Consider the following 25,495-nt stretch of genomic DNA (forward strand, 5'->3'; position numbering starts at 1 on the left):
GGGACATAGCCTTTTTTATTGCTCACTGCGCATTGCTGGACTAGACCAGCGCATGGCGTCAGATCCAGGGGGCGGCGGTCGGCCCGTGGTGCAGACCCAGCTTCCAGACCCGGCCGAAGTGCTTGTAGTGGCCTGCGGCTATGCCGGCCTTCTCGCCCATGCCGTGATAAAGATCGAGATGCCCCTTCTTGACCGCCCCGCCCACATCCAGCGCGATCAACAGGCGCAGCTGGTGCTTGCCAGTCCAGTTGCCCGCTTTATCGAGCAGCGGCACCTCCGCGAGTATGGGTGTCCCCATCGGCAGCAGGCTCTTGTCGGCCGCCACCGCTGCCATGGGCAGCAACGGAATGCCGGCGGCGCCGATCACGTCGTTGGTGGGGCGACGTTCGAAGAAGACGTAGGAGGGGTTCTGCTCCACCAGCTCCTTGACGTTCGCCTCCGGCTGACGGTTGGCCCAGTCCTTGATGGCCTGCATGGACATCTGCGCCTTGGGCACCTCCCCTCTTTCGATCAGCACCCGGCCGATACTCACGTAGCCGTGGCCGTTCTTGCCGCTGTAGCCCAGGTACTGCAGCCTGTCGTCATCCCCGTAGTGCACGAAGCCCGAGCCCTGCACATCCATCAGGAAGTTGTCGATGAGGGACTTGCTGTAGCCAAGCTCCAGCCCCGGTTGGCCAGCGCCCCCTGGTGGATCTGGGCCCGGCTCGGGCAGCGGCCCGCGCAGTTGGGCATGGCGTAGAGGGGATATTTGTACTTGGCATCCGGCTGGCGACGCACCTCCAGCACCGGCGAGTAGTAACCGGTGAACAGCACGTTGCCCATGCGATCGGCGCCGCCGAGCTGGGCCAGGCTGATACCGTACTGGGTGATCCTGTCCGGATTACCGCCCCCCGCCACCCAGCGGGAGAGCTGGTGATAGAGCTCGCCGTAGCGGCGGGTCATCTTGCCGGAACGCTCCAGCACCAGCCGGCTCTGGGGGCCAAATTTGCTGAAGTCCGACGCCTGGCGGCTGTTGACACGCTCGACCCGCACCAGATCATCTGGCAGGGCACCGTCCAGATACTGCTTGCCCAGATTGACCGGCACCTCGCAGTTCAGAAAGCATCCGGATCCTGTCTTCTTCGGGGGCACCTTGGCGGGTTCAGGGTTGCCCGCACAACCGGCCAGCCCGACCACGGCGGCGGCCAACCAGTACGCGTGTTTATTCATATGTCCTCATCTAACCGTAAAGCGCTAACATCATGAAATGATGATAAATATAATCAGAGACAGTAACAGGCAGCCAGTTGGCGCCGTTTGTTCACCCACACCGGCAGGACGGCCATTCCCGCAGCGCCTCGGCAGGCGGCGCTATCATACAAAAACAAAGGCCCTCTTGGCCCCATAAATTGCATCATCTGACCGGTTTGCGGAGCATTTAGCCCTAGCCTCCATCCTATAGCCTTGCGGCGACCAGATTCTGGCGGCCAAACAGTGGGTCTGGTGGGTGCCGGACGTGGTTCCACGCCCGGCATGAGGAGCTCAGTGAGTGTATGGGAGGGAGGAGTGGTGCAGAACGATGCGCACCTTGCCATCGTCCCCCTTGCGAAATCCCCAGGTCTTGTCGACATCGACCTCCTTGTTGTCACGATCGACGAGGTGCACTGTGCCCATGGTCAGCCCCATGTTGCCGTTGATGTAGACGGCCGCGTTGTCATAGCGATAGCTCTTCCAGTTCTTGAGGGCAAAGCCGGTATCGGCCGGATAGGCCGGATCGTGGCCGATGAAATAGGCCAGCGCCCCCGCCTTGGTCAGGCGAAAGGTCTGCTCCCCGCTCGCCAGGGTGGGCTTGAACAGCACGGGCCCATTGGCATAGCCATAGGCGCTGTCGAGCACCTGAGTGGCCGTGCTCCTGGCTTTCTCTATCCCCCCCGCCCGATAGTCATCGCTGATCTGGATCAGGGCCGTGCCCCAGCCATCCTGCGCCACCTTTATTTCAGCTTCGGTGATGTTGTGATTGACGATCTCGGTGGCACCGAGCACGCCGCTGGCCGCGAGCAGTATCAGGACGAGGCCGGCTTTCTTGCTAAAGCGTTTCATAGGATCATGACTCCAGAGGGTGGTGGAACTGCATCTCGAAGCTTAGATGACCACCATCAGGAATCGAGTGTCCCCTCGGCGCGGGCCGTCCGGAACCTCTGCCCCCTACAGCGGCAGCTATGTTAGCCAGACTGATCGCGCCCATCCCCCCACGGCTTTTTCCAAAACCGGGCAACTGGGTTATAACAGGGTGACAAGATGTGAGAGGTCATGGATGGAACAGCTCGAGATCTTCCCGCTGCAGAGCCCCTGTATCGGGGTGTGTGAAGTGAACAACAAGGGCTACTGCAAGGGCTGCCTGCGCAATCGGGAGGAGCGTTTCAACTGGCTTGTCATGACCCATGCCGAGCAACAGGAGGTGATGCGGCTGTGTCGGGGTCGCAAGGCCAGGGTCGAGGCGGCGCGGCGCAAGGCGCGAGAAGCCGCAGAGGCCGAGTCACAGGGAGGACAGGCGGAGCTCGCGCTCCTTCCCGATCAGGACGAACAGGGCACGTTCATTCAACCGAGGTGACGGTTGAATGCCACATCAACATTATCTACCCGCTACCATCCAGCCGAGTCGCAGAGCATAGTTTCGACTCTTCACGCCCTCAAAAACACCGTGGCGGCTCACGCAGAGTGGCCGCCACAATATCGTCCTTTCAATCAGCTCAGGATGGCGTTATCTCCCTGATTACCACCAGACCTCGGCCTGAGCACCTATGGTCCAGGTGTCGTCCTGCGTCTCACCAGCGGCATCCGGGCGGAATTCATCATCCTGCTGCAGATAGCTGGCGAAGACCCGGATCTCAGGGCGAGCCCACCAGTCGTTGCTGGGAGCCCAGGCCTGGGACAGCGTGATCTTGGATCCATCCTCCTCCTCACGCTGACGGCCCTTCTCCACCCAGCTGTCCTTGAAGTAGCCGAGCTCGAGGTAGGTCTTCATGTGCTGGTTCCAGCTATAGGAGGGCCGAATGACGGTGGAGAACACCTCCTTCTCATCGTATTCGGTGGTGACGCGGCTGTCGTTATTGAAGTCGCTGAGGTCATTGGCCTTCGCGTAGACGATCTGATGACCCAGCTCAAAACCACCGCCCAGCTTGATGGCGCCATGGTTCAGCACCCGGAAACCGCTGCCCCCGCCGGAGCTCATCTCCAGCCCACTGCCGCTGCCGTTGCCGTAGTTGGTGGCCTGGCCGGTCAGCCCATCGCTGAAGTACTGCACCGCCGTCTTGTTCACCCCGCCCATCACATTCCATACCACCTGCGCCGTGAGCATCTGCCCATTGGCAACCTCATCGAGGCTCTCTTTCTGGCTGTCGGAGGCATTCACGTGGGCGAAGTTATACCCCATCTCCAGCGTGGCATCCTGCCACACCGGAATGCCGGCATAACGGATATCGAAGGTATTCACATTGACGTGCTCATCGCCCTCGTCATCCCCATCGCTGTCCACCTCGTCCCAGGGATCATTGCGGATGATGGCGAGGGAGAGTTTGCCGGGGCCCAGATCGATCTGCTCCACCCCGACCCCGGCGCCGGAAATGTCCCAGTACGCGAAATCGGTGAGGTGCACATCGTGGATCTGATAGTAACGTTTACCGGCCCAGAGCGTTTCGTTCCAGCCAAACAGATTCGTCGCCTTCACATTGGCCTGGCGCAGCGCAAACTCGGCCTCCTCGTCGGTGGCCGCCTCCCAGTCACGCTCCTGCCCCGATGACATGGTCAGCATGGTATCGAAGGCGAAGGTTTTATTATCCTGATTATATACTTCCTGACCCAGGCTCATTTCGGCATAGGTATCCGCCTCATTACCAAGACGCCCTACCCGCTGTTTATTCATGGTCTGCATGTCACCATTATCTGAGGTGCCAAGACCAGAACGAAGATAGCCATGAAAGTCTATCGCCAACACAGAGGAAGAGATCATGCAGGCGGCGACGGCGGTCGCCACCTTTAATTTTTTAACGCGCATAGGTACATCCTTCTTATGATAAAAAGTCAATCCGAATGGTGTATTACTCTTACTTATTAAAAAGCCAAAGGTGGCTCAAAAATGATGTCGTTGTTTAACCGTGTAAATAAACAAATAGAGATAACTCAGCATGGGGATGGCGAAGCCATAAATAACCCCCGACATATCAGACAGCAGCGCCTGAATGGAGGGAATAACGGCACCGCCCAGGCCGGCCATGATCAATACCGCCGAGGCGATAGGGATCAGCCGCTTTGGAATATTATTGATAACCAATGAGTAGATGACCGGATAGATCACCGAGTTGGTCAAACCGATCAGCAGCAATAAATAACCGCTGTATTGATTGGACAACAGCATGCTCATCAAAATAAGGCTCGCCGGAATACTGGTGCAAACCACCATCAAGTAGGTCAGATTGACCCGGCTCGCCACGCAGCCATACAGCAGGCGGCCGATCATGGCGCCGGCCCAGTACAGGGAGATCAAGGCGGCGGCCTCTTTTATCGACAGATTGCCCAGGCTCGGCTCCGTCAGATAGATGACGGTGTTGACCGCCACCGCCACTTCGGCGCCGACGTAACAAAAGATGGCAAGCGCACTCAGGGAGAAGAACTTGTTGCCGAAGAGTGCTCTGATATTCTCAGAAAAATCAGACTTATCCTCCCCGCTGATCTCGACATCGGGCAGCCGTGTCAGCCGGCTCAGCAGGATCAAGCCGAGGATGAACAGCAGCAGTACCCCATAGATGAGCGTCAGCCTGGCACTCTGCTCCTGCACAGAGAACTGGTAGAAGCCACCCAGGATAAAGGCGGCCGACAAGGGTGCCACTACGGTGCCGAAGGAGTTGATGGAGGAGGCGAGACTCAATCTGCCAGGCACCGAGGCAGCGGAGCCCAGCGCGGCGAGATAAGGATTTGCCACCACCTGCATGGCCGCAACGGCCAGCGCAATAAACAGGACCCCGACACAGAGCAGACTGAAACTGTGGCTCTGGTAGGCGAACATGATGATCCCGCAGCCCAGGATCGCCAGCCAATAAGAACTCTTGAGTGCCTTCCTATAGCCAAATGCCGTCATGATCCACCCCATAGGGATCGAGGCCAAAAAGGGGGCACAAAAAAATATCAATGAAATAAAACTGGAGCTGGTATTGGTTAATGAATAATGTTCCTTGATATAGGGAACCGATACAGATGTCAGTGCCGTTATCACACCCCAGAAAAAGAATGTGGCATTCAATATGAACAGCGGTGCAACCTTGCTGGTTTTGTTTTGCATGTTGTCTTCGGATCAGAATATAAAATGAGTGAGGCACGTTAGGGAGAGGAGGCTTGGCCTCCTCTCCCTATTATTAGCTGATCACATAGCTATTAAGCTGACCTGATTTCAGCGTGACGATATTCTCAGTTGTGGTCCGCCCCAGCAAATTGGCGGAGGAAACCACCTTCATGCCGATATCGGAGCGCAGTTCCCCTACCTGGATGACACCGTCTCCGCTGTTATACAGGCGCAGTAAATAACCACCTTCTCTATTTTTCAGCAGGGTGCTGAATACCGCCTCCGTCCCCATCAGTTCACCCAGGCTGAATTGATTGGGCACCTTGAAATCCAATGGATTGGTGTGGAAGTAGCTGATATTGAATTCGCCGGTACGCGACAGCGACTGCTCATGATAATAACCATTCGACTTGGCGAAATTGACATAGCGGCGCCGGATCTGATTGGCCTGATAGCGCTCACCCATGTGCAGCGCCAAATGGAATGTCAGCGGTTTCAGCAGCTGGCTATCCGGGGTGGCGATGATCTTTTCTGCCAAGCCACTGGCGCGGCCGGGACGACGCGACAAGTCCGGCAGACCGAAGTGACCACAACTGCGGAACAGGGTAATCGCCAGGCGATCGAAGTCGGCCCCGACCACCTGGTACTCCTTGCAACCCTGGGTGAACACAGACGCATAATGCGCGTCCCCGATCAGAGAGACATGGTTCAGCAAGGGCTCAGTGGTGGTCGGCTCCTCGACGAAGCCCTTCTCGCGCCAGTCAGCCAATTCCGCGGGCTGAGTGTCACGGGCCACCTCGAAGAAGGGCGTCCCCGCGCGGGAGAAGCGACTCGCAATCTGGCTGTTGACCAGCAGGCGCAGGCGATGATTCTTGCTCTTGTTGTCGACCGAGAGGGTCAGCTCGATGAGATCGGCATCCTGCTTCAGCGCCAACTCGAGCACGAAGGGCAGCACCTGCTCGGCGCATCCCTTCGCCCGGCTCTCGAGGTCATGGGGCACACGCCACTCCCCGGTCAGGGTCATCACCTCGGACTGGGCATGCCGTATCACCCGCACATCGGCCTGCTCGAGACCCAGCGCGATGCACCAGTCATGCTCTGGCGGGCAATGATCGTAGTTGTCGCCGGCATCCCCATCATTCTCGAAGCTGAGGATCTCGGTGAAGGTCTGGTTGAGGCGGCTGTCGGTCAGGTTGAGCACGCCGTCTTTCATCTCCAGCTTGTAGCAGGCATTCTCGATCGCCGTCCCGCTGAGCGCACTGGGCAGGGTGCGGCAGCAAGAGCCGAGGCTGTCGTCAACCTCCAGCACCTTGTAGCCAAGGGCCGGCAGGCTGATCGCGACCTCTATCTCGGTGAGGTAATGGTATTTGGCCGGATCATGCAGGCTCTCATCCTTGCGCCAGATGCCGCCATAATCCCGCTCCTGCGCGATCACGCTGTAGGCGACCTGCTCACCCTCATACCAGAGGCTGAACTCTTCCTGCTTCGTGAAGACGCGGTATCTGGAGACCAGCTCGCTGCGCTCCGGCAGGGTGTTGACCAGGATCAGGGGAGAACGGCCGGCCTGGATCTCGCAGCTCAGCGCGAGCTTGCGCAGCAGGTAGACATGGGTGCTCTCGGCCAGCTCGTGGGCCATCTTCAGCCGCTCGAAGATGCGGGCGTTCGTTCTGTCGGTGTTGGTGCAGACGCTGTGGGTCTGGGCACGGGCCAGCAGGCGCCAGATCTCGTCGACAAGCCCCTGCTCCCAGGGCAGCCCAAGCTTGTCGGCCATGGCCATCAGGGGCTGCACATTGTAGGTCATCAGGCGCTCTATCTTGTCTTGCAGCTGCTTGATGTCGTAGCGCACCGAGTTGATCGACTTGTGCACGCGGGAATATTGGGTATCGAGGAACTCGCCGTAATACACCGGGAGCTTGTCGCCGCACACCGCCTGCAACCGCTCGAAGTATTTCTCGAAGGTCGTCTCGACGAAGTGATATTCGTCAGACTCGTCGTTGTATTGCGCCAGCTTCGCTTTGAAATCCGGCCGGATCGGCGTCTGATCGTTGCCCATGGTCAGCAAGAATTCATCGAAGGGCGACTTGTTGGCGATCAATTCGAGCGGCGTCATGGTATTGGTCTTGCACTCGGATGCCAGATCCTTGGACAGCAGCTTGCCGCTGAAGAAGGGATCGTAAGACCAGCCATAGCCATCGATCAGCACATTGGTGATGACGCGACTCTCGCCCGGGCCTTCCCAGAAGAATTCGGTCGGCAACTTGTGCTTGTCGCCCATGCCACGGCGGAAGGAGAACTTGGTGATCCCGACGCCATTGAAGATTTGCGGGAAATCCACCGGATGACCGAAGCTGTCCGGCAGATAGGAGACCATGGAAGAGCCGCCCAGGGCGTTCGCATACTCGATGCCGAGGCGCAGGTTGTTGATCATGGCCTCGCCACTCACGGCGAAGGTCTCGGTCTGGGTGTGCCATGGCCCGATAAACAGCCGCTGCGCCTTGATCAGCGCCTCCAGCCTGCCGCGATCCTCCGGGCAGACGGCGAGGTAATCCTCGACGATGGCCGTCTGACCATCCAGCAGGAAGTGGTCCACCGCCCCTTCCTCCAGCATCTTGATCGTCTCGCGCATGTGGTAGACGAGTTGAACCTGAGATTCACGATCGGTGAAATACCATTCATTATCCCAATGGGTCTGATATACAACGTGGCCAAGTTTCTTCATTTTCATATTACCGATGATAAGTGTTATTAAGAGGGAAGCTCGACTTCCCTCCTGCAATATATTCAGGCCTGTTCGGCGATATAATCTTCCAGCTTCGTTTTGAGTCTATCGACGCTGGCACCATATATTGCCTGCACGCCCCCTTCGAGGACGACCACGTCCATGGCACCCAATTTCATCCAGACCCGCTTTTCCCCGTTGACCAATTTGTGGTCCTTGACTTCCACCCGCAGACGGGTGAAGCAATTACCCACCGAGATGATATTGTCCAGCCCACCCAGGGCCTCCACTATCTTGGCGAATTTGGAATCATCGCTGCTGACGATATTGCTGAGCAGGCTCTCTTTCTTCGGTTCTTCGTCTGCTTCCGTATCAGGTTCACGCCCAAAGACGGTGATATCAAACTTCATCACGCAATAACGGAATACCGCCGCATAGATGCCGGTAATACCGAGACCGACGGCAAACCAGAGCGCCAACTCCCACCAGCGACCCAGTACCACGCCGACCTGCAGGATGCCGGAGGCCACCACGTTGACCAGGCCGAACAGCTTCCAGGTGAAGACCGGCTCCCCCATGATGGAGCTGAGCAGGTCAGGGATCATGGCGAAGGTCGAGAGCAGCAGCACGTGCACCACGTAGAGGATCGGGGAGACCAGCACGAACATGAATTCCAGCGGCTCGGCGAAGCCGGTGAAGATGACGGCGGCCGTGGTGCTGATATAGAGCGCCTGTACCTTCTTGGTCCGCCTCTCCTTGGGGATAGCGAAGAACATGCCGAGCGCGGCGCCAGGCAGGGCAAACAGGCCGGTGATGTCCTGGGCATAGAACATGTTGCACATGTTGGGCTTGTTGAACACGTCCATGGCCATCGCCTGCTGGCCCTGGTTGACCAGGTTGACGATTTCGTCGAGGCGAGCCGGGCACACCTGGGCGATGCCGATCAGGTTTACCTGCTGCAGCGTGGAGTAGAGGGTGCCGCCCACCGGGGTATATTCGAAGACGTAGTTGGTGATGTGGTGCATGCCGATGGTGCGCAGTCCCACTTCCAGGAAGGTCTTGAAGAAGGGGGCGACAAAGGAGCCAGAATGTTCGACCGCACGGGCGATGTGCTCGAGGCCGATACCGATCAGCGGCCACACGAACAGGATCACCAGGGCCAGGATCAGTGCGTAGAAGAAGGTCATCAACACGGTGAAGCGCTGGCCATTGAAGAAGTCCAGCCAGATTGGAAGCCGATCGAAGCCCTTGTACTTCTCCCACAGCTGGGCGGCCAGGGCACCGACGATGATGGCGCCTATGACCCCGACGCGCATCGTCACTATGCCAAAGACGTTCTCAAACAGGTTGTAATATTCCGGGTTCTTCTCTGGCGAGAGCAGATCCGTCACTAACTTAATATCGGTGAGTCCCTTGAACTGGCTGAAATAGACCAGGGACAATTCGCCCAATATCTTATGAAAGGTCAGGAAAAACAGGCCGGCGATGACGATCGCACCCGCCTGTTTCTCTTTGGTCAAGGCCGCCGCCACACAGAGGGCGAAGAAGAATGGCAAATTACCGAGCACGACCCAGCCGGCCAGGTTCATATATTTGCCAATAAATGAAAATGCCACGCCGATGACCGGAATGCCGCCCAACAAGGACTCATTCATGCCGACGGAGCCAATAGCAATCATCATCGCTGCGAAGGGCAGCACGAAGGTAGCCGCAAATAACATCGACTTGGCGAAGAATTGCAGTTTACTCAACAAAGCTTTATTCATCGTTGTTCCTAATTTGCTAAGTGAGAGCGAAATACGTTATCTGCCATGTAGGGTACGAATGGCAGATAACCTCATCTGATTGTTATTTAATAAATAATTGACTGTTCCGGGGCTCAGCCTCTGACGTAGGCCTTGATGGTGGCTATGGTCTGGCCTTCACTCTCGCCGCTCGGACGGATCCGGTAGCGCCCCACCGAGGCCGGGATGATGAAGGTCTCGGCGTAGTGCACCACGAAGGGCTCGAACGCCTGATCCGGACTCTCCACCGTGGCCTCGCGCCCCTCCACCAGGTTCAGCACCTGGACTGTGCCCTGGGTGTGGTGCTCAACCGGCACACAGAACCAGTGACGGCGAGTCTCGATAAACTCGCGCTCGTGCAGACCGGTGCGCTCCTCGCGCCAACCCTCTCCCTCCCCCAGCGGCTCGATGCGGTTGACCAGGTTCTTCTCCACCCAGTCGGTGTCGCGATCCCACTGGATCACCTGGCGACCATGCTCGAGGTGGATGGGGCGCGGGATGCCGTCCAGTCCGACCCGTCCCCAGTCCCACAGCTTGAAGGTGAAGATGTAGGGGGTGGCGCTGATCTCCAGCACCATGGCGCCGGAGCCGGAGCAGTGCACCGTACCGGCCGGGATCAGGAAGTGATCGTGCTTCTTGGCCGGGAAGCTGTTGACGAAGCGCTGGTCATCGAAGGGCTTGTCGCCCCGCTCGGCGGCGGCGAGATCCCCCAGCATCTCATCCGGATCTATCCCCGTCCTGGTTCCCAGATAGACGCAGGCATCGGGCGCGGCATCCAGCAGGTAGTAGCTCTCGTCCTGGGTGTAGTGCATGCCGAACTCCTGCTGGATGTATTCGGTCAGCGGATGCACCTGCAGGCTGAGGTGCTGGCCACCCATGGTGTCGAGGAAATCGAAGCGGATCGGGAACTCGGCGCCGAAGCGGGCGTGCACCTGCTCGCCGAGCAGGGCCCGCGGCTCGCGGAGTACCAGGTTTTGCGAGGGGATCTCCACCCGGACCGAGCCAAAGCGCAGGTAGAGGCTATTTTCCTCGGGTACGCAGTCAAAACACCAGGCGTAATTGGCCTGCTCTGGATCGAGATCACAGACTTCTTTCATCCACTGGCCGCCCCAGACACCGGGATCGAAGAAGGGAACCAGTCGCAGCGGCTGATGGGCCGCCTGGTGCAGGGCGCCACGCAGCGCCTCCCCCTCCACCATGGCCGGGTTGGCCTTGTCGTTGGTGTCGAGCAGGAAGTCGATAGCGGGCAACTGGGCCAGCTTGTGGCGATCGAACACCCGCCATTCGATGAAGAAGGCCCGCTTGTAGCGGCGCAGTATGTCCTCATCCAGGTTGTCGACGCCCCAGTTGCCAATCTCCTTGCGCCGTAGGCGTTGCTGGATCTCCCAGCGCGCCAGATCCGCATAGACCCGCACATCCCCCTGACAGACCAGCGAGGCGCCGCCCCCCAACACCACGATCAACCCCTCCTGCACCGCAGCCACCTCGGCTTGCAGGGCCGCCAGCTTGGCGGGATCGAAGAATTCACTCAGCTTGTGCGGCGCCAGGACCCCAAACACCCGATCCTCGGTGATGAAACGCTCCAACATGGCAAAAATCTGGGGTTCGGGCAACCGGGCCTGCTCGACCTCGATCAGATGCAGCGCGCCAAACGACTCGGTGAGCCAGCCCTTGATCTGCGCCAGATCCACCCCGTGGTAGCTGTCGATCACCAGGACTCGCCGACCGCTCTCACCGACCGCCTCGCGAAGTCGCCGGGCTATGCTCGCCCAGCCCTGACAGGCGGCGTCATCGAACCCCTGCACCTTCACTTCGGGGAACTTGTCATAATTGGGCAACCCCATCGTCTTCATCTTCGCTTTACCTCTCATGCTGTGATGGGACGAAAGATAAATCGATTAACCAATAAAACCTATCTGGTAAACAAGGTTAACCTCACAGCATTCGATCGCCGCAGCCAAAATGAAATCAAAACGAGAGGTTAATCTCAATTAAGCATCTTCATTTGACACGCGATGGGTTAATCGATATACCTGCACCATCGAATCACGACCGACGAAGTGACCCAATGAGTAATGTGACCGTAGCCGACATCGCCCGCCACCTTGGCATCTCCACCGCCACCGTCTCCATGACCCTGCGCAACAAGGGACGGATCTCCGAGCAGACCCGGCAGCGGGTGCTCAAGGCGATCGACGAGCTGGGCTATGTCTACAACCAGACCGCCGCCAACCTGCGCAACAAGAGCAGCAACCTGGTCGGCCTGCTGCTGCACGACATCACCAACCCCTTCTATGCCGAGATGACGGTGGGCCTCAGCCGGGAGATGGAGGCCCATGATCTGATGCTGTTTCTCGCCAACAGCGAGGAATCGGCCGAGCGCCAGCAGCGGTTCATGGACTCCCTGCAGCGCAACAACGCCGCCGGCATGGTGATCTGCGCCGCCCAGCCGACCCCCCACAGCTTCTTCGACAGCCTGCTGCGGCGCCGGATCCCCACCATACTGGTCGTGCGCCAGGTGCCGGATGCCGCCTTCGACTTTGTCGGCACCGACAACTTCCTCGGCAGCCAGCTGGCGACCGAGCATCTGCTGCGGCTCGGCCATCGCCACATCGCCTTCATCGGCGGGCAGGCCTCCTCCATCAGCCGCTCCCAGCGGCTGGGGGGTTACATGAGCAAGCTGATCGAGCACGGCATCGCCCCCAACCAGGCCTGGATCCTCCCCTGCGGCGCCAGCCGGATCGAGGGCACCCAGACCATGACGGCCCTGCTGGAACAACACCCGGAGGTGACGGCGGCGGTCTGCTATCAGGACGTGGTGGCACTCGGCGCCATGCTGGCGCTGCGCAAACGGGAACGGATGATAGGGCGGGACTTCGCCCTGGTGGGCTTTGACGATATTCCGGAGACGGCGCTGGTCGAGCCCGCCCTCACCACCGTCTCGGTGGCCGCCCAGGAGATTGGCCGCAAGGCCGGCGAGCTGCTGCTCGAGCGCATCGCCGGCAACGATGAACCGGCCAAGAGCCTGATCCTGCCGCCCACCCTGGTGGTGCGCCAATCCTGCGGCAGCCAGGCCTGACGACCCGAAAACCCACACCCTGGCCAAGGAACTGCTCTGCCATCAACAAAAAAGGCGGCCCGCGGGCCGCCTTCTTCATTCTCTATTTTTTCACTCGTGAGTCATCAGGCCGTCGCCAGCTTGGCTTGCGCCTCGCCGCGCTTGAGCATGGCGTAGGCGACCCCGGTCACCAGCGAGCCGGCCGTGATGGCCAGGATGTACATGAACACGTGGCTGATGGCGTTCGGGATGAACAACACGAACAGGCCACCGTGGGGCGCCACCAGCTCGCAGCCGAACAGCATGGAGAGCGCACCGGTCAGGGCGCCACCGACCATGCAGGCCGGGATGACCCGCATCGGATCCTTGGCGGCGAACGGGATGGCCCCCTCGGAGATGAAGCAGAGTCCCAGCACGAAGGAGGCCTTGCCCGCTTCCTGCTCCGCCTTGATGAACTTGGTGCGGGCCAGGAAGGTGGCGATCCCCATCCCCAGGGCTGGCACCATACCGGCGGCCATCACCGCCGCCATGGGGGCATAGGTCTTGGAAGCCAACAGGCCGACCCCGAAGGCGTAGGCCGCCTTGTTGACCGGGCCACCCATGTCGAAGCACATCATGGCGCCGATGATGACCCCCAGCAGCACGGCGTTGGCGGAGCCCATGTTGTTGAGGAAGGTGGTCATGGCACTCATGATGCCGGCGACCGGGCCGCCCACCACGTAGATCATCACCAGGCCGGTAAACAGGCTGGCCACCAGCGGTATGATGAGGATGGGTTTGAGCGCCTCCAGGGTGACCGGCAGACGCACCTTGTCACTCAGGTACTTGGCGCTGTAACCGGCCAGGAAGCCGGCGACTATGCCACCGAGGAAGCCGGCCCCCAGGGAGCTGGCCAGCATACCGCCGATCATGCCGGGCGCCAGACCCGGCCTGTCGGCTATGGAGTAGGCGATGTAGCCGGCCAGCACCGGGATCATCAGGGCGAAGGCAGAGCCGCCGCCGATCTGCATCAGGGCGGCGGCCAGGGTGCCCGGCTCCTTGAACGCTTCAATACCGAAGATGAAGGAGAGCGCGATGATGAGGCCACCGGCCACCACCATGGGCAGCATGAAGGAGACCCCGGTCAGCAGGTGCTTGTAGGGGCCCGCCTTCTCCTCCTTCTTGGCCGCGGCGGCGCCGCTGTGGCGATAGGTTTTTGCCTCAGTCCACGCCTTGTCCAGCTCGGCGCGGGTCTTCTTGAGGGCCGCCCCCGTGCTGGTGTGATAGACCGGCTTGCCATCGAAGCGGGCCATGTCCACCTCGATGTCGGTGGCGAGGAACACCAGATCGGCGGCGGCGATCTCCTCCGCGGTCAGGGCATTCTGGGCACCGACCGAGCCCTGGGTCTCGACGCGGATCTGGTGGCCCAGCTGTTTGGCCATGGTCTCCAGCGCTTCCGCCGACATAAAGGTGTGGGCCACGCCGGTCGGGCAGGCGGTGACTGCGACTATGCGCTTGGCCGTGTCAGGCTTGCTCGCCACAGGCTTGGCTGCAACAGCAGCAACCTGATGACGATAGAGGCTGGCCTCGCGCTCGGCGGCGGCCAGCACGGCGGCCGGATCCTGCAGGGCGAGATCCATGCTGCCCTGATAGAGGCGCTTGCCGTCATAGGCGGCGAGATCCACCGGACCGCTGGCCACCACCAGGATGAGGTCGGCGGCGGCGATTTCATCGGCCGAGGGCGCCTGCCGGGGCTGGACGCTGGAGCCGACATCGAGGGTGAGCTCCCAGCCCGCCAGCTTGGCCTGCTGTTCTATCCGTTTTGCAGCGAGAAAACTGGTGGCAATGCCCGCCGGGCAAGCCGTAACCAGAATTGCTTTCATTGGGCATCTCCTGAGTGTGTCATCGAAAGGGGATTGGATTGAGCCGGTGCCAGGTCATCCAGACGCTGCACGCGCACCTGCTCGAGTAAAGGGGTGAGTACCTTGATATCGTCAAAGCCGACCGCCACCTGACTCACCGCCAAGGCAGAGACGGCGGTGGCCAGGCGCAGAGTCTGCTCCGGCGCCCAGCCAAGGCTGAGGCCATGGGCCAGCCCAGCCACCAGGGAGTCGCCGGCACCCACAGTGCTGATGACATTCATGCGCGGCGGAATGGCCTGCCAGACGGCATCGGGGCCAAACCAGATGAGGCCGTCGGCGCCATTGGAGATCACCACATGGGGGATACCGGCGGCCTGCAGGGAGCGGGCACAGTCGGCCTGATCGCTCAGGGTCTTGATGGGGCGACCTGCCCACTGGCTGAGTTCTTCCAGATTGGGCTTGACCAGGGTCGGCGCCGCCTTGATGCCCTCGCTCAGGGCCGCGCCGCTGCAATCGAAGATCACCTGCTTGCCCTTGGCCTTGAGCAGGCTGATGAGCTTGGCGCAGTAGCCAGGCTCGACCCCCTTGGGCAGGCTGCCCGCCAGCACGAACCAGTCGGCGCGCGGCGCCAGTTTCTCTATCTCGGCCTCCAGCGCGGCCACTTCCGCCTGGTGCACGTCAAGCCCCGGCAGATTGAGATCCGTGACTCGACCCGATTGCTCGGAGATCTTCACGTTGATGCGGGTGCTGCCCGCCACGCGCACGAAGTGATCGGCCAGTGAGCGTTCGGCAAACAGAGAGACGAAGCTCTGCTGGTTATCCTCGCCGAGCCAGCCGGTCAGGCCCACGTCACGGCCGAGATCTTTCAGGACCATGGCGACGTTGATCCCCTTGCCCGCGGCGCGTAAGTGAGCCTCGCTCACCAGATTCACCTCGCCGAGGCTCATGGCCTCTAGGCGGGTGGTGAGATCCAGCGCTGGGTTGAGGGTGATGGTCACTATGTCCATCAGTGTGCCCCCTCGCCCAGACCGGCGGCAATGGCTTCGCCTATCCCCTTGAGGGCCGCCTCGGCATCCGCCCCTTCGGCACGGAACGCAAGACGGTGACCGCACTTGACACCAAGGCCGATGACCTTCATCAGGCTCTTGGCGGAGACGGCTTCGCCGCTGCCATCCAGGTTCGCCACCCGGATGTCGGATGCAAACTCCTTGGCCACCTTGACCAGCATGGCGCCCGGGCGGGCGTGCAGGCCATGGGGGTTGATGATGGTGAAGGTCTCTGAGAGACCGCTGGCCGGGCCCGATTGCAGCATGGCCAATCCGTCGCTGCCCGCGAGCGTCTCGAGCTGACCGGCGGCAGCCAACCTAGCCAGGTTATCCAGCTGGGGCAGATGGCTGGCATCGCTGGCGCAGAGCAGCAAGAGGGCGCCGACCGGCAACTCCCCTGCCTGCAGTGGCGTGCTCGGGGTCGCCAGTACCCAACCGGTCTGGATGGCTGGCGTGCGGGCCAGCCAGATCCCCTCGCCGAGGTAGGCCGGCTCGCTGGCCTGCAAGGAAGTCACCATGGCGGCCTCCCCCCAGCCGGCGGACTTGGCGCGGGCGGCGGCTCCCAGCAGCAGCTGGTCGCGATCGTCGGCCGGGAAGTCCGCCAGGGTCAGGTATTGCACCTCTTTGGCCGCGGTCGCGCCGGTGAGGATATTGATGATGGTGTCGGCATCGGTGGCGGTTTTCAGTTGCGCCGCCGCCTGCTCGTCACCCAGCACATGGGTGAGCTGACGCAGGATCCCCAGGTGCTCGTCGGATTTGGCGGCGATGCCGATGGCCACGTAGGCGATCTGCCCCTGGTCCCACTCGATGCCCTGGGGGAACTGGGCCACCATGACGCCGGTGTGTTTGACCAGATGACGGGTGTCCGTGGTGCCATGGGGAATGGCGATGCCGCTGCCGAGGTAGGTGGCGTGCTGCGCCTCCCGGGCCAGCATGCCGTCCACATAGCCCGCTTCCACCAGACCCGCTTCGGTCAGTTTGCCTGCCAGCAGGGCGATGGCATCCGCCTTGGTCGCCACCGATTGCCCCAGCAGGATCTGCTGCTGCACCAACTTCAACATAGAGATTCTCCATCAGGTGCCGGCCTCGCCTGCTGGCGGTCCGGCTTAACACTCGGGTAATTTGCCTGCTGACAATAGACTGGATTGCGTCCTTCGGTGATCCAGGGCGGCTTTTCAACCCCGGTCACCCATTGCCTGCTGACAAGCTGAATCGTTTCACTTACACTCAGACTGAATCGTTTCAGCTGATTGTTCAAGTGCCGACGCCGAGTGCTTTTCAATGATATGATCCCGCGCACACTTTTCGGTGTCCCTACCCTGGGTCGTCGCGGACCTTGCAACTCAAACAGAGCCAAGATGATGAAACTGGATGAAATCGCCGCCCTCGCCGGTGTCTCGCGCACCACCGCCAGCTATGTGATCAACGGCAAGGCCAATCAATACCGCATCAGCCAGGCCACCCGTGACAAGGTGATGGCGGTGGTCAATGCCCACAACTATCAACCGGACAGCCGCGCCGCCTCCCTGCGCGGTGGCCAGACTCGCACCCTGGGATTCATCCTGCCGGATCTCGAGAACGCCAGTTATGCCAAGCTCGCCAAGCGGCTCGAGCAGGGCGCGCGGGCGCAGGGCTATCAGTTGCTGATCGTCTGCTCGGAAGATGAGGCGGATACCGAGAAGGAGCTGGCCAGGATGCTGGTCAGCCGCCATGTGGATGCGCTGCTGGTGGCGAGCTGCCTGCCGCCGGAGGATCCCTTCTACCTGCAGCAGCAGGCCCATGGCGTCCAGATCCTGGCCATCGATCGGGCCATGGCCGCCGATCACTTCGTCACTGTGGCGAGCGAGAACCAGAAGGCGAGCTTCGATCTCACCGCCTCCCTGCTCACCCCGGCCATCCGGCATGTGGCACTGATCACAGCGCTGCCCAGCCTCACGATCAGCCAGGAGCGGAAAGCGGGCTTCGAGCAGGCGCTGGCTCAGCAGGCCGCCGCGTCACAGCCGGCGCCCCACATCTGCGAGGGGAAGCACTTCTCCCGCATCGAGGGCTATCGGCTAATCAAGGAGCTGCACCTGCGGCTCGGTCAGCTGCCCGAGGCGCTGGTCGCCACCTCCTACATATTGATGGAGGGGGTGCTGGACTACCTGCTGGAGCAGGAGACCGACATGAGCCGGCTCGCCATGGCCACCTTCGGTGACGATCGCCTGCTGGACTTCCTCCCCTTCGGCATCAACTCCCTGCCCCAGCAGCACGACGCCCTGGCCGGCCAGGCGCTCACCCTCGCGCTCAAGGCCATCAACGGCGAATACCACTGCGGCCTGCACTACATCAGCCGCACCCTCAAGCGTCGCCGCTGAGGCCACCGCGCTGGCGGCAACCGCCGTCGGCGCGCTTTTTCACCAAATAATCCGCTTTCTGTCATCTTTTATTTCCACTTATTGCCACCTCACAGCACAAGATCTGCCGTAATAGGCTTGTCTCCGCTATTTTGATCCGCTAACGTGGCAACCATCTTTTACAAACGAGCGGTTTTTCGTAACGATGCGTCCACTCCGATATTGCTAGCCTCCGGCCTCAGCCCCGGAGGCGCCTCCTGACTCTGCTTCTGGCACTCTTTCTCTGATCTCGGATGGACACATGAACACCAAAACCCTGGGTTGTACCCTGTTGATTGCCGGCACCACCATAGGCGCCGGCATGCTGGCCCTGCCGCTGGCCTCCTCCTCCCTCGGCGGCCCCGCCACCCTGCTCTTGATGATCGGGCTCTGGGCGCTGATGGCCTTCACCGCCATGTTGCAGGTGGAAGCCAGCCTCAACACCGGCAAGTGGTACCTGCACCAGCTGGCGGATCACCTGCTCGGCCCCTGGGGCAAGCGCATCGCCTCCTTCTGCATCCTGATGCTGTTCTACTCGCTCGCCTCCGCCTACATCAGCGGCGGCAGCAGCCTGCTGGCGCAGGCGCTGGCCGATGCCGGCACCACCGTCAGCCAGGAGCAGGCGGCCTGGGCCTTCACCCTGCTGTTTGGCGGCATGGTGTGCGTGGGCACCAAGCAGGTGGATTACCTCAACCGGCTGATGTTCACCGTGAAATTGGTGATCATGGTAGGGGTGCTGGCGCTGCTGCTGCCGCGCACCGAGGGCCAGCACCTGCTCTCCATGCCGCTCGGCCAGGGGCTGCTGCTGGCGGGCCTGCCAGTCATCTTCACCTCGTTCGGCTTCCACGGCTCCATTCCGAGCGTGATGCTCTACCTCGGCGATTGCCCCAAGCAGCTGCGCCGGGTCTTCGTGTGGGGCTCCGCCCTGCCCCTCATCCTCTACGTGCTGTGGCAGGTCGCCATCCTGGGGCTGCTCGGTCAACAGACCCTGATCCAGACCGGCGGGGCCCTCGACAGCCTGCTGGCCAGCGTCGGCAACCTGGTCAGCTGGCCGGCGTTCAATCAGGCGATGCACCTGTTCGCAGACCTGGCGCTCGCCACCTCCTTCCTCGGGGTGACCCTGGGGCTGTTCGACTTTATGGCCAAGGTGACCCGCCGCAAGGACAATGCCAGCGGCCGTATCCAGACAGGCATGATCACCTTCGTGCCGCCGCTGTTGTTCGCGCTCTACTTCCCGCAGGGCTTCATCATGGCGCTGGGCTATGCCGCCATCGCCCTGGCGGTGCTGGCGGTACTGCTGCCGGTGACCCTGGTGTGGCAGAGCCGCAAGCGGGCCGAGGCGCACCACTACCGCGCCCCGGGTGGCGTGCTGGCCCTGGGGCTGGCCGGTGCCATGGGGGTGCTGATCGTCGGCGTCCAGGTGAGCGTCAGCTTGGGGCTGCTGCCAGCGCTCTGATCCTCATCCTTGGATGGAAAAAGAGAAGCCCCGCCAACCTGGCGGGGCTTTTTCGTTCCTGCTGACACCTCGCACAAGGCCGATGCTGGCGCTGGCAGGGTCTGCCCCATAGCTGTGACCAACGCATCAGGCAGTCTGCCGCTGAAATACTCTTTAGCCCCACTTCATATTCACTTCACTCTGCCATGACAGGCTGGGACCTCTTCCAAGACCACGAGATAATATGATGATGAAATTGGCGGCGCTGTTCACGGCACTCGGGGTGATCTCCCTCATCAGCTTCCAGCTGATCGGCTCATACGTGGATAGCCAGGGTTATCTGCATGAGCCGTTCGGCCTGTTGCCCATCGGCTTCCTGTTCATCTTCATGGGGATACTGCTCGCCCTCTTCGGCGCGCTCAGGGCATCGTGCAGACAGAAACGCGCGAAAGCGGATAAGCAAGCCCGCTGAGGCGGCGCTGCAAACCGTTTCAGCCCTCGACTGAAACGCCGGACTCCCGGCGAACGGCACACACAGAAAAGCCCTGCCAAACTGGCAGGGCTTTTTCTATCAACCGGTGGGAGGATGAGGGCGAACCCTCAACCGCTTACTGGTTGTGGCTGGCGCGACGTGGACGACGGGCCTGGGCCGGCTTGGCGGCCCCCTCGGCCGGACGCTGTCCACCTTGCGGCTTGGGCTTGCCCGCATTGCCGCCGGTGCGCGCACCGCCAGCATTGCCGGAACGACCGGCACCCTGACGCTGACCTTGCGGACGCGGCGCACGGCGCTCTTCGCTCGGATCACGCGGCTCTTTGCGCAGCGGCGCGCCAATGCCACGGGCGATGTTGTCAAGCGTCTCGCGGGAGGCTTCAAAGCCAGCCACCTGCTCGCACTTGATGTTCTGCTTGGTCAGACGCTCGATGGCCTTGATCAGCTTGCCTTCATCGGCCGCGACCAGGGAGATGGCGTGACCGGCGGCGCCGGCACGGCCGGTACGGCCGATACGGTGCACATAGTCTTCCGCCACGTTGGGCAGTTCGAAGTTGACCACTTGCGGCAACTTGTCGATGTCCAGACCGCGGGCGGCGATGTCGGTCGCGACCAGCACCTTGACGTTACCATCTTTGAAACCGGCCAAGGCACGGGTACGGGCACCCTGGCTCTTGTTGCCGTGGATGGCGGCGGCGCTGACGCCGTTCTTGTCGAGGGTCTCGGCAACACGGTTGGCCATGTGCTTGGTACGGGTGAACACCAGTACCTGCTGCCAGTCGTTGCTGGTGACCAGATGGCTCAAGAGCGCGATCTTGTTGGCCTTGTCACAGGGGTGTACCAGCTGCTCGATACGCTCGGCGGTGCTGTTGCGCGGGGCCACTTCGATCACCGCCGGGTTGTTGAGCAGGCCGGTGGCCAGCTCGCGGATCTCTTCGGCGAAGGTCGCGGAGAACAGCAGGTTCTGACGCTGCTTCGGCATCAGGGCCAGGATCTTGCGGATGTCACGGATGAAGCCCATATCGAGCATGCGGTCCGCTTCGTCCAGCACCAGGATTTCCACCTCGTCAAAGCGCACGGCGCCTTGGTTGTAGAGATCCATCAGGCGACCCGGACAGGCCACCAGCACGTCCAGACCACGGCGGGTCGCCATCATCTGCGGGTTGATGCTGACACCGCCGAAGACCACGTGGCTGCGCATCGGCAGATGCTTGCCGTAGTTGCGCACGCTCTCGCCCACCTGGGCGGCCAACTCGCGGGTCGGGGTCAGTACCAGGGCACGGATCCGGTTGGGAGAAACTTTACGCTTGCTCTCCATCAGACGCTGCAGCATCGGCAGGGTAAAGCCTGCGGTCTTGCCGGTCCCGGTTTGGGCCGCCGCCATCAGGTCGCGGCCAGCCAGAACGGCGGGGATCGCTTGCAGCTGAATGGGAGACGGGGTGTCGTAGCCTTGCTCGGCAACGGCACGCAACAAGGGTTCGGCCAGACCGAGGGAAGAAAAACTCATAATTACCTGCTAGGGATAGGGGCGCCGGGGATTTGTGGTGGGGCTCCTCTGCTGAGCCGATGCCATCTCACAGGATCCGGGCCTATTGAGAAAACAACGATTTCCCCGGGGAGCAGAGCAAAGGGGAAAGAATAGAGGCGCAGTCTAACGGAGTTGGCCCTGTTACACGAGAAAAATGTGACCCTCCTCCCAGCACGGCGGGAAAAAATCCTGACTGCCTCGGCAACGCAAAGAAATGGCGCCCTTTCAAGCGGCCGCTGATGCCAAACCGGTGCTAGATGGGTATATTCTCCTGTCATCAGGGCGCAAGGAGGCTCACAGGCATGACAAGACGCGAACCGGGTGCCATCAGGCGCAGGCTGCGAGACGGCTGCCTGCTGCTGATGCTGGGCCTGAGCCAGTCATCGCTGGCCGCCCCGGCTGATCTCTCGGTGGCCTGGAACCATTGGCCCCCCTTCAGCCAGCTCGATGAGAAGAACGAGCTGACCGGCCTGGATGTCACCCTGACTCGCCAGATCCTGCACAAGGCGGGTCTGACCCCCCAGTTTCGCAACCTGCCCTGGGCCCGCGCACTGCACCTGATCGAGCAGCAGCAGCTGGATCTGGCCATGGGGGCACTAGAGACCCCGCAGCGGCGCCAGTTCGCCCGCTTCTCGGCCCCCTACAGGCGCGCCAGTTTCGTGCTGCTGAGCAACGCCCCCATCCCGGGCCACGTGGATCGCTGGCAAGGGATCCGTCGCCTCACCGATCTGTGCGGGCAGACGCAACTGCGCCTTGGCAAGCTGCGCGGCACCCGCCCTGCCCCGTTGACGGCGGCCTGCCCGGCCCTCAGGTTCGCCACCGAATACAACTCGGACGAGCGGCTGATCGAACTGCTGCTGGCCCGGCGTCTGGACGGCGTCATCATGGAGTGGCAATACGCCAACTATCGGCTGACACAGCTGGGGGCCAGTCAGTACATCCACTGCCAGTTGCTGCTGCATCGGCAACCGGTCAGCCTGATGTTTGCCAGGGATGCGGTGAGCGAGTCCGAGCTCGCCCGCATCGATGCCGTCATCGCCGACCTCCCGGCGCCGGACGCGGCGTTTGCCCCACCCGTCTGCCGCTTCGACGGCAGCCAGACACCGGATGATGACACCTTGGGCCAGCCCGCGTCCTGATGACAATACGCGACAATACACAATGAGAAAGGCGACCCTGGGGTCGCCTTTTTTTGTCGTGCAGCATGATCGGCCGAGTGCCCGGCACCGAGATCAGCGCAACTGGGGTGTCTGGGTCAGCACGCCCTGGTTCTGGGCACGGTGGCGCAGCAGGTGATCCATCAGCACCAGCGCCAGCATGGCCTCGGCGATGGGCACGGCACGGATGCCGACGCAGGGATCGTGACGACCCTTGGTGATCATCTCGGTGGCCTCACCGCTGGTGTTGATGGTCTTGCCCGGCACAGTGATGCTGGAGGTGGGCTTGAGCGCCATGCTCACCACTATCTCCTGACCGGACGAAATCCCGCCCAGGATGCCGCCCGCATGGTTGCTGGCAAAGCCGGTCGGCGTCATCTCGTCGCGATGCTCGGAGCCTTTTTGCTCCACCACCGCGAAGCCGTCGCCGATCTCGACCCCTTTCACCGCATTGATGCCCATCATGGCGTGGGCAATGTCTGCGTCGAGCCGGTCGAACACCGGCTCACCCAGGCCCACCGGCACGTTGCGGGCGATGACCTGCACCTTGGCGCCTATGCTGTTGCCCTCTTTCTTGAGCGCCCGCATGTATTCGTCGAGCGCCTCCAGCTTGCCCGCATCCGGGAAGAAGAAAGGGTTCTGCTCGATCTGCGCGGCGTCAAACGCCTCGGCCTTGATGGGGCCGAGCTGGGAGAGGAAGCCCACTATCTCGATGCCGTGCATCTGCTTGAGATACTTCTTGGCGATGGCCCCCGCCGCCACCCGCATGGCGGTCTCCCGCGCCGAGGAGCGGCCGCCGCCCCGGTAGTCACGCTGACCGTATTTCTGGTGGTAGGTGTAATCGGCGTGGCCCGGGCGGAACAGGTCCTTGATGTCGGAGTAGTCCTTGGAACGCTGATCCTGGTTCTCGATCATCAACCCGATGGAGGTACCGGTGGTGCGCCCCTCAAACACCCCGGCCAGGATCTTCACCTCGTCCGCCTCGCGGCGCTGGGTGGTGTAGCGGGAGGTACCGGGCTTGCGCCTGTCCAGATCCACTTGCAGATCCGCCTCGCTTATCTCCAGCCCCGGCGGGCAGCCGTCGACCACGGCGCCCAGCGCCAGGCCGTGGCTCTCGCCGAAGGTGGTGACCCGAAAGAGTTGTCCAAAACTGTTCCCTGCCATGGATGCTCCTTGCTCTTAGCTCTTGTAAATCGCGAAATGAGGCTGGTACTGCTCGAGCTCGGCCTTGGTCATCACGAAGACGCCGTGACCGCCGTTCTCGAACTCGACCCAGGTAAAGGGCACTTCGGGGAATTGGGATTCCAGGTGGATCATGCTGTTGCCCACCTCGACCACCAGCACGCCGTCATCCTTGAGGAAATCGGCGGCATTGGCCAACAGGCGCTTGGTGAGCTTGAGGCCATCGGAGCCCGACGCCAGCGCGAGCTCAGGCTCGTGGCGGAATTCCTCAGGCAAGTCCGACATGTCTTCGGAGTCCACGTAGGGCGGGTTGGAGACGATGAGATCGTACTTGTCACCGACCGGCAGATCCCGCATCAGATCGGAGCGGATCGGAATGACCTGCTGCTCCAGACCGTGATCGGTGATATTGCGCTCGGCCACGTTCAGCGCATCGACGCTGATGTCGATGGCGTCCACTTCCGCGTGGGGGAATTCGTGGGCCATGATGATGGCGATGCAACCTGAGCCGGTACACAAGTCCATGATCCGGGTCGGTTCATGTTTGAGGAAGGGGGCGAAGCGGTTGGCCACCATCTCGGCGATGGGAGAGCGCGGAATGAGCACCCGCTCGTCCACATAGAACTCCCAACCGGCATACCAGGCCTTGTTGGTCAGGTAGGCGGCCGGCACCCGCTCCTGCACCCGACGGATGATGAGCTCGGCGATGCGGTGACGCTCGCTGGTAGTCAGGCGGGAGTGGCGCATGCCGGGATCCACGTCCGGCGGCAGATGTAACGCGGGCAGCACCAGTTGCACGGCCTCATCCCAGGCGTTGTCGGTGCCATGTCCGTAGAAGATCCCGGCGTCGTTGAAACGACTCATGGCCCAGCGCAACATGTCCTGGATGGTGTGCATCTCGGCAACCACCTCATCGATAAATATCTTGTCCAAATCCACCTCCAAGTCGAGTAATATCCGGCCCGAGCATTCTTATATAGCGAGCAAGACGAGTACCTGATGAAAAAAACGCCCTCACCCACAGACGAGGAAAGCCTGCTGTTTCGCGATGCGGCCAAAGGTACCCGGAAAATAAAGCAAGATACCATAAGGGCCGAGTTGCGCCCGGTCAAGCAGAAACGCGAACTGCGTGAGAGCCGCGAAAAGCTTGGGGTCGACCACTTTTTCAGCGATGAGTATCAGCCCCATCTGGAGGAGGATGGCCCGAGCCGTTACGTGCGCGAAGACGTGTCAAAATTCGAGCTCAAAAAGCTCAAACGCGGCATCTATCCGCCGGAGATCTACCTGGATTTGCACGGCATGACCCAGCAACAGGCCAAACAGGAATTGGCCGCCTTGCTCAGCCTGTGCCAGAAAGAGAACATCCACGTCGCCTCGGTGATGCACGGCATCGGCAAGCACATCCTCAAGCAGCGGATCCCGAGCTGGCTGGCCCAGCACCCCAATGTGCGCGCCTTCCATCAGGCCCCGCGGGAATGGGGGGGCGAGAGCGCCATCCTAGTGCTGCTGGATATCGAAGAGTAAGCCGACGGCAGAATACGATAGCGTTGTCTAGTCCTGAAATAG

19 protein-coding genes and 1 pseudogene are annotated in these 25,495 nt (G+C 61.3%); 7 read left to right on the top strand and 13 right to left on the bottom strand.

Annotation, left to right across the window (positions count from 1 at the left end; genetic code table 11):
• Positions 1–58: 58 nt before the first annotated feature.
• Positions 59–1,209 (bottom strand): annotated as a pseudogene (mltA, locus tag LG30_RS20935) (murein transglycosylase A).
• A 312-nt stretch (positions 1,210–1,521) separates the two neighbouring features.
• Positions 1,522–2,079, bottom strand: coding sequence for a hypothetical protein (locus LG30_RS0106095; protein WP_033129833.1), 558 nt, complete (start codon positions 2,077–2,079; stop codon positions 1,522–1,524).
• Between the two features lie 214 nt (positions 2,080–2,293).
• Here LG30_RS0106095 and LG30_RS0106100 point away from each other — a divergent pair, with 214 nt between their 5' ends.
• A complete protein-coding gene (locus LG30_RS0106100) occupies positions 2,294–2,590 on the top strand; it encodes a DUF1289 domain-containing protein (RefSeq protein WP_052100868.1) in 297 nt (98 codons plus the stop codon).
• Positions 2,591–2,752: 162 nt separating this feature from the next.
• Here the strand turns inward: LG30_RS0106100 and lamB are convergent, their stop codons facing one another.
• From lamB to LG30_RS0106130, 5 genes are all read right to left on the bottom strand, one after another.
• Positions 2,753–4,033: a maltoporin LamB gene (gene lamB, locus LG30_RS0106105; RefSeq protein WP_033129834.1), complete on the bottom strand. Its 1,281-nt coding sequence runs from the start codon at positions 4,031–4,033 to the stop codon at positions 2,753–2,755.
• Between the two features lie 75 nt (positions 4,034–4,108).
• Positions 4,109–5,314 (bottom strand): MFS transporter, encoded by a 1,206-nt coding sequence (locus LG30_RS0106110; protein ID WP_081966011.1) that lies wholly within the window; start codon positions 5,312–5,314, stop codon positions 4,109–4,111.
• A gap of 73 nt (positions 5,315–5,387) precedes the next feature.
• Positions 5,388–8,039 (bottom strand): glycoside hydrolase family 38 N-terminal domain-containing protein, encoded by a 2,652-nt coding sequence (locus LG30_RS0106115; protein ID WP_081966013.1) that lies wholly within the window; start codon positions 8,037–8,039, stop codon positions 5,388–5,390.
• A gap of 56 nt (positions 8,040–8,095) precedes the next feature.
• Positions 8,096–9,799: a PTS transporter subunit EIIC gene (locus LG30_RS0106120; protein WP_081966015.1), complete on the bottom strand. Its 1,704-nt coding sequence runs from the start codon at positions 9,797–9,799 to the stop codon at positions 8,096–8,098.
• A gap of 113 nt (positions 9,800–9,912) precedes the next feature.
• Positions 9,913–11,661, bottom strand: coding sequence for a class I mannose-6-phosphate isomerase (locus LG30_RS0106130; protein ID WP_238566386.1), 1,749 nt, complete (start codon positions 11,659–11,661; stop codon positions 9,913–9,915).
• 224 nt (positions 11,662–11,885) lie between these two features.
• On the opposite strand from LG30_RS0106130, the gene LG30_RS0106135 reads away from it, so the two are divergent.
• Positions 11,886–12,896: a LacI family DNA-binding transcriptional regulator gene (locus tag LG30_RS0106135; RefSeq protein WP_033129840.1), complete on the top strand. Its 1,011-nt coding sequence runs from the start codon at positions 11,886–11,888 to the stop codon at positions 12,894–12,896.
• A 104-nt stretch (positions 12,897–13,000) separates the two neighbouring features.
• Here the strand turns inward: LG30_RS0106135 and fruA are convergent, their stop codons facing one another.
• The 3 genes from fruA to fruB are packed head-to-tail and all read right to left on the bottom strand — an operon-like array spanning position 13,001 to position 16,823.
• Positions 13,001–14,737 carry a PTS fructose transporter subunit IIBC gene (gene fruA / locus LG30_RS0106140; RefSeq protein ID WP_033129841.1) on the bottom strand — a complete coding sequence of 579 codons (1,737 nt, stop codon included), beginning with the start codon at positions 14,735–14,737 and terminating at the stop codon, positions 13,001–13,003.
• Positions 14,734–15,723 carry a 1-phosphofructokinase gene (gene pfkB / locus LG30_RS0106145; RefSeq protein ID WP_033129842.1) on the bottom strand — a complete coding sequence of 330 codons (990 nt, stop codon included), beginning with the start codon at positions 15,721–15,723 and terminating at the stop codon, positions 14,734–14,736. The genes fruA and pfkB overlap by 4 nt, the downstream gene beginning before the upstream one ends.
• Complete coding sequence (gene fruB, locus LG30_RS0106150; protein ID WP_033129843.1) at positions 15,723–16,823, bottom strand: fused PTS fructose transporter subunit IIA/HPr protein; 1,101 nt, start codon at positions 16,821–16,823, stop codon at positions 15,723–15,725. Before fruB ends, pfkB begins: the two co-directional genes overlap by 1 nt.
• A 297-nt stretch (positions 16,824–17,120) precedes the next feature.
• Between fruB and cra the strand changes: the two genes are divergently transcribed.
• From cra to LG30_RS0106165, 3 genes are all read left to right on the top strand, one after another.
• Positions 17,121–18,119 carry a catabolite repressor/activator gene (cra, locus tag LG30_RS0106155; RefSeq protein WP_033129844.1) on the top strand — a complete coding sequence of 333 codons (999 nt, stop codon included), beginning with the start codon at positions 17,121–17,123 and terminating at the stop codon, positions 18,117–18,119.
• 280 nt (positions 18,120–18,399) lie between these two features.
• A complete protein-coding gene (locus LG30_RS0106160) occupies positions 18,400–19,593 on the top strand; it encodes an aromatic amino acid transport family protein (RefSeq protein ID WP_033129845.1) in 1,194 nt (397 codons plus the stop codon).
• Positions 19,594–19,816: 223 nt separating this feature from the next.
• Positions 19,817–20,044, top strand: a complete 228-nt coding sequence (locus tag LG30_RS0106165) for a DUF3955 domain-containing protein (RefSeq protein ID WP_033129846.1) — start codon at positions 19,817–19,819, stop codon at positions 20,042–20,044.
• A gap of 136 nt (positions 20,045–20,180) precedes the next feature.
• On the opposite strand, the gene LG30_RS0106170 is transcribed toward LG30_RS0106165, so the two are convergent.
• Positions 20,181–21,569 (bottom strand): DEAD/DEAH box helicase, encoded by a 1,389-nt coding sequence (locus LG30_RS0106170; protein ID WP_033129847.1) that lies wholly within the window; start codon positions 21,567–21,569, stop codon positions 20,181–20,183.
• Between the two features lie 323 nt (positions 21,570–21,892).
• On the opposite strand from LG30_RS0106170, the gene LG30_RS0106175 reads away from it, so the two are divergent.
• Positions 21,893–22,729 (top strand): substrate-binding periplasmic protein, encoded by an 837-nt coding sequence (locus tag LG30_RS0106175; RefSeq protein WP_052100870.1) that lies wholly within the window; start codon positions 21,893–21,895, stop codon positions 22,727–22,729.
• Positions 22,730–22,822: 93 nt separating this feature from the next.
• Here LG30_RS0106175 and aroC read toward each other — a convergent pair whose 3' ends face one another.
• Entirely contained in the window at positions 22,823–23,911 is a 1,089-nt protein-coding gene (gene aroC / locus LG30_RS0106180) for a chorismate synthase (protein WP_033129848.1), read from the bottom strand.
• Positions 23,912–23,926: 15 nt separating this feature from the next.
• Positions 23,927–24,862: a 50S ribosomal protein L3 N(5)-glutamine methyltransferase gene (gene prmB / locus LG30_RS0106185; protein WP_033129852.1), complete on the bottom strand. Its 936-nt coding sequence runs from the start codon at positions 24,860–24,862 to the stop codon at positions 23,927–23,929.
• 66 nt (positions 24,863–24,928) lie between these two features.
• Between prmB and smrB the strand changes: the two genes are divergently transcribed.
• Entirely contained in the window at positions 24,929–25,453 is a 525-nt protein-coding gene (smrB, locus tag LG30_RS0106190) for an endonuclease SmrB (protein ID WP_033129849.1), read from the top strand.
• Positions 25,454–25,495 lie beyond the last annotated feature (42 nt).

Origin of the sequence: Aeromonas aquatica (genome assembly GCF_000764655.1) — a bacterium.
Taxonomy (GTDB): Bacteria; Pseudomonadota; Gammaproteobacteria; order Enterobacterales; family Aeromonadaceae; genus Aeromonas; species Aeromonas aquatica.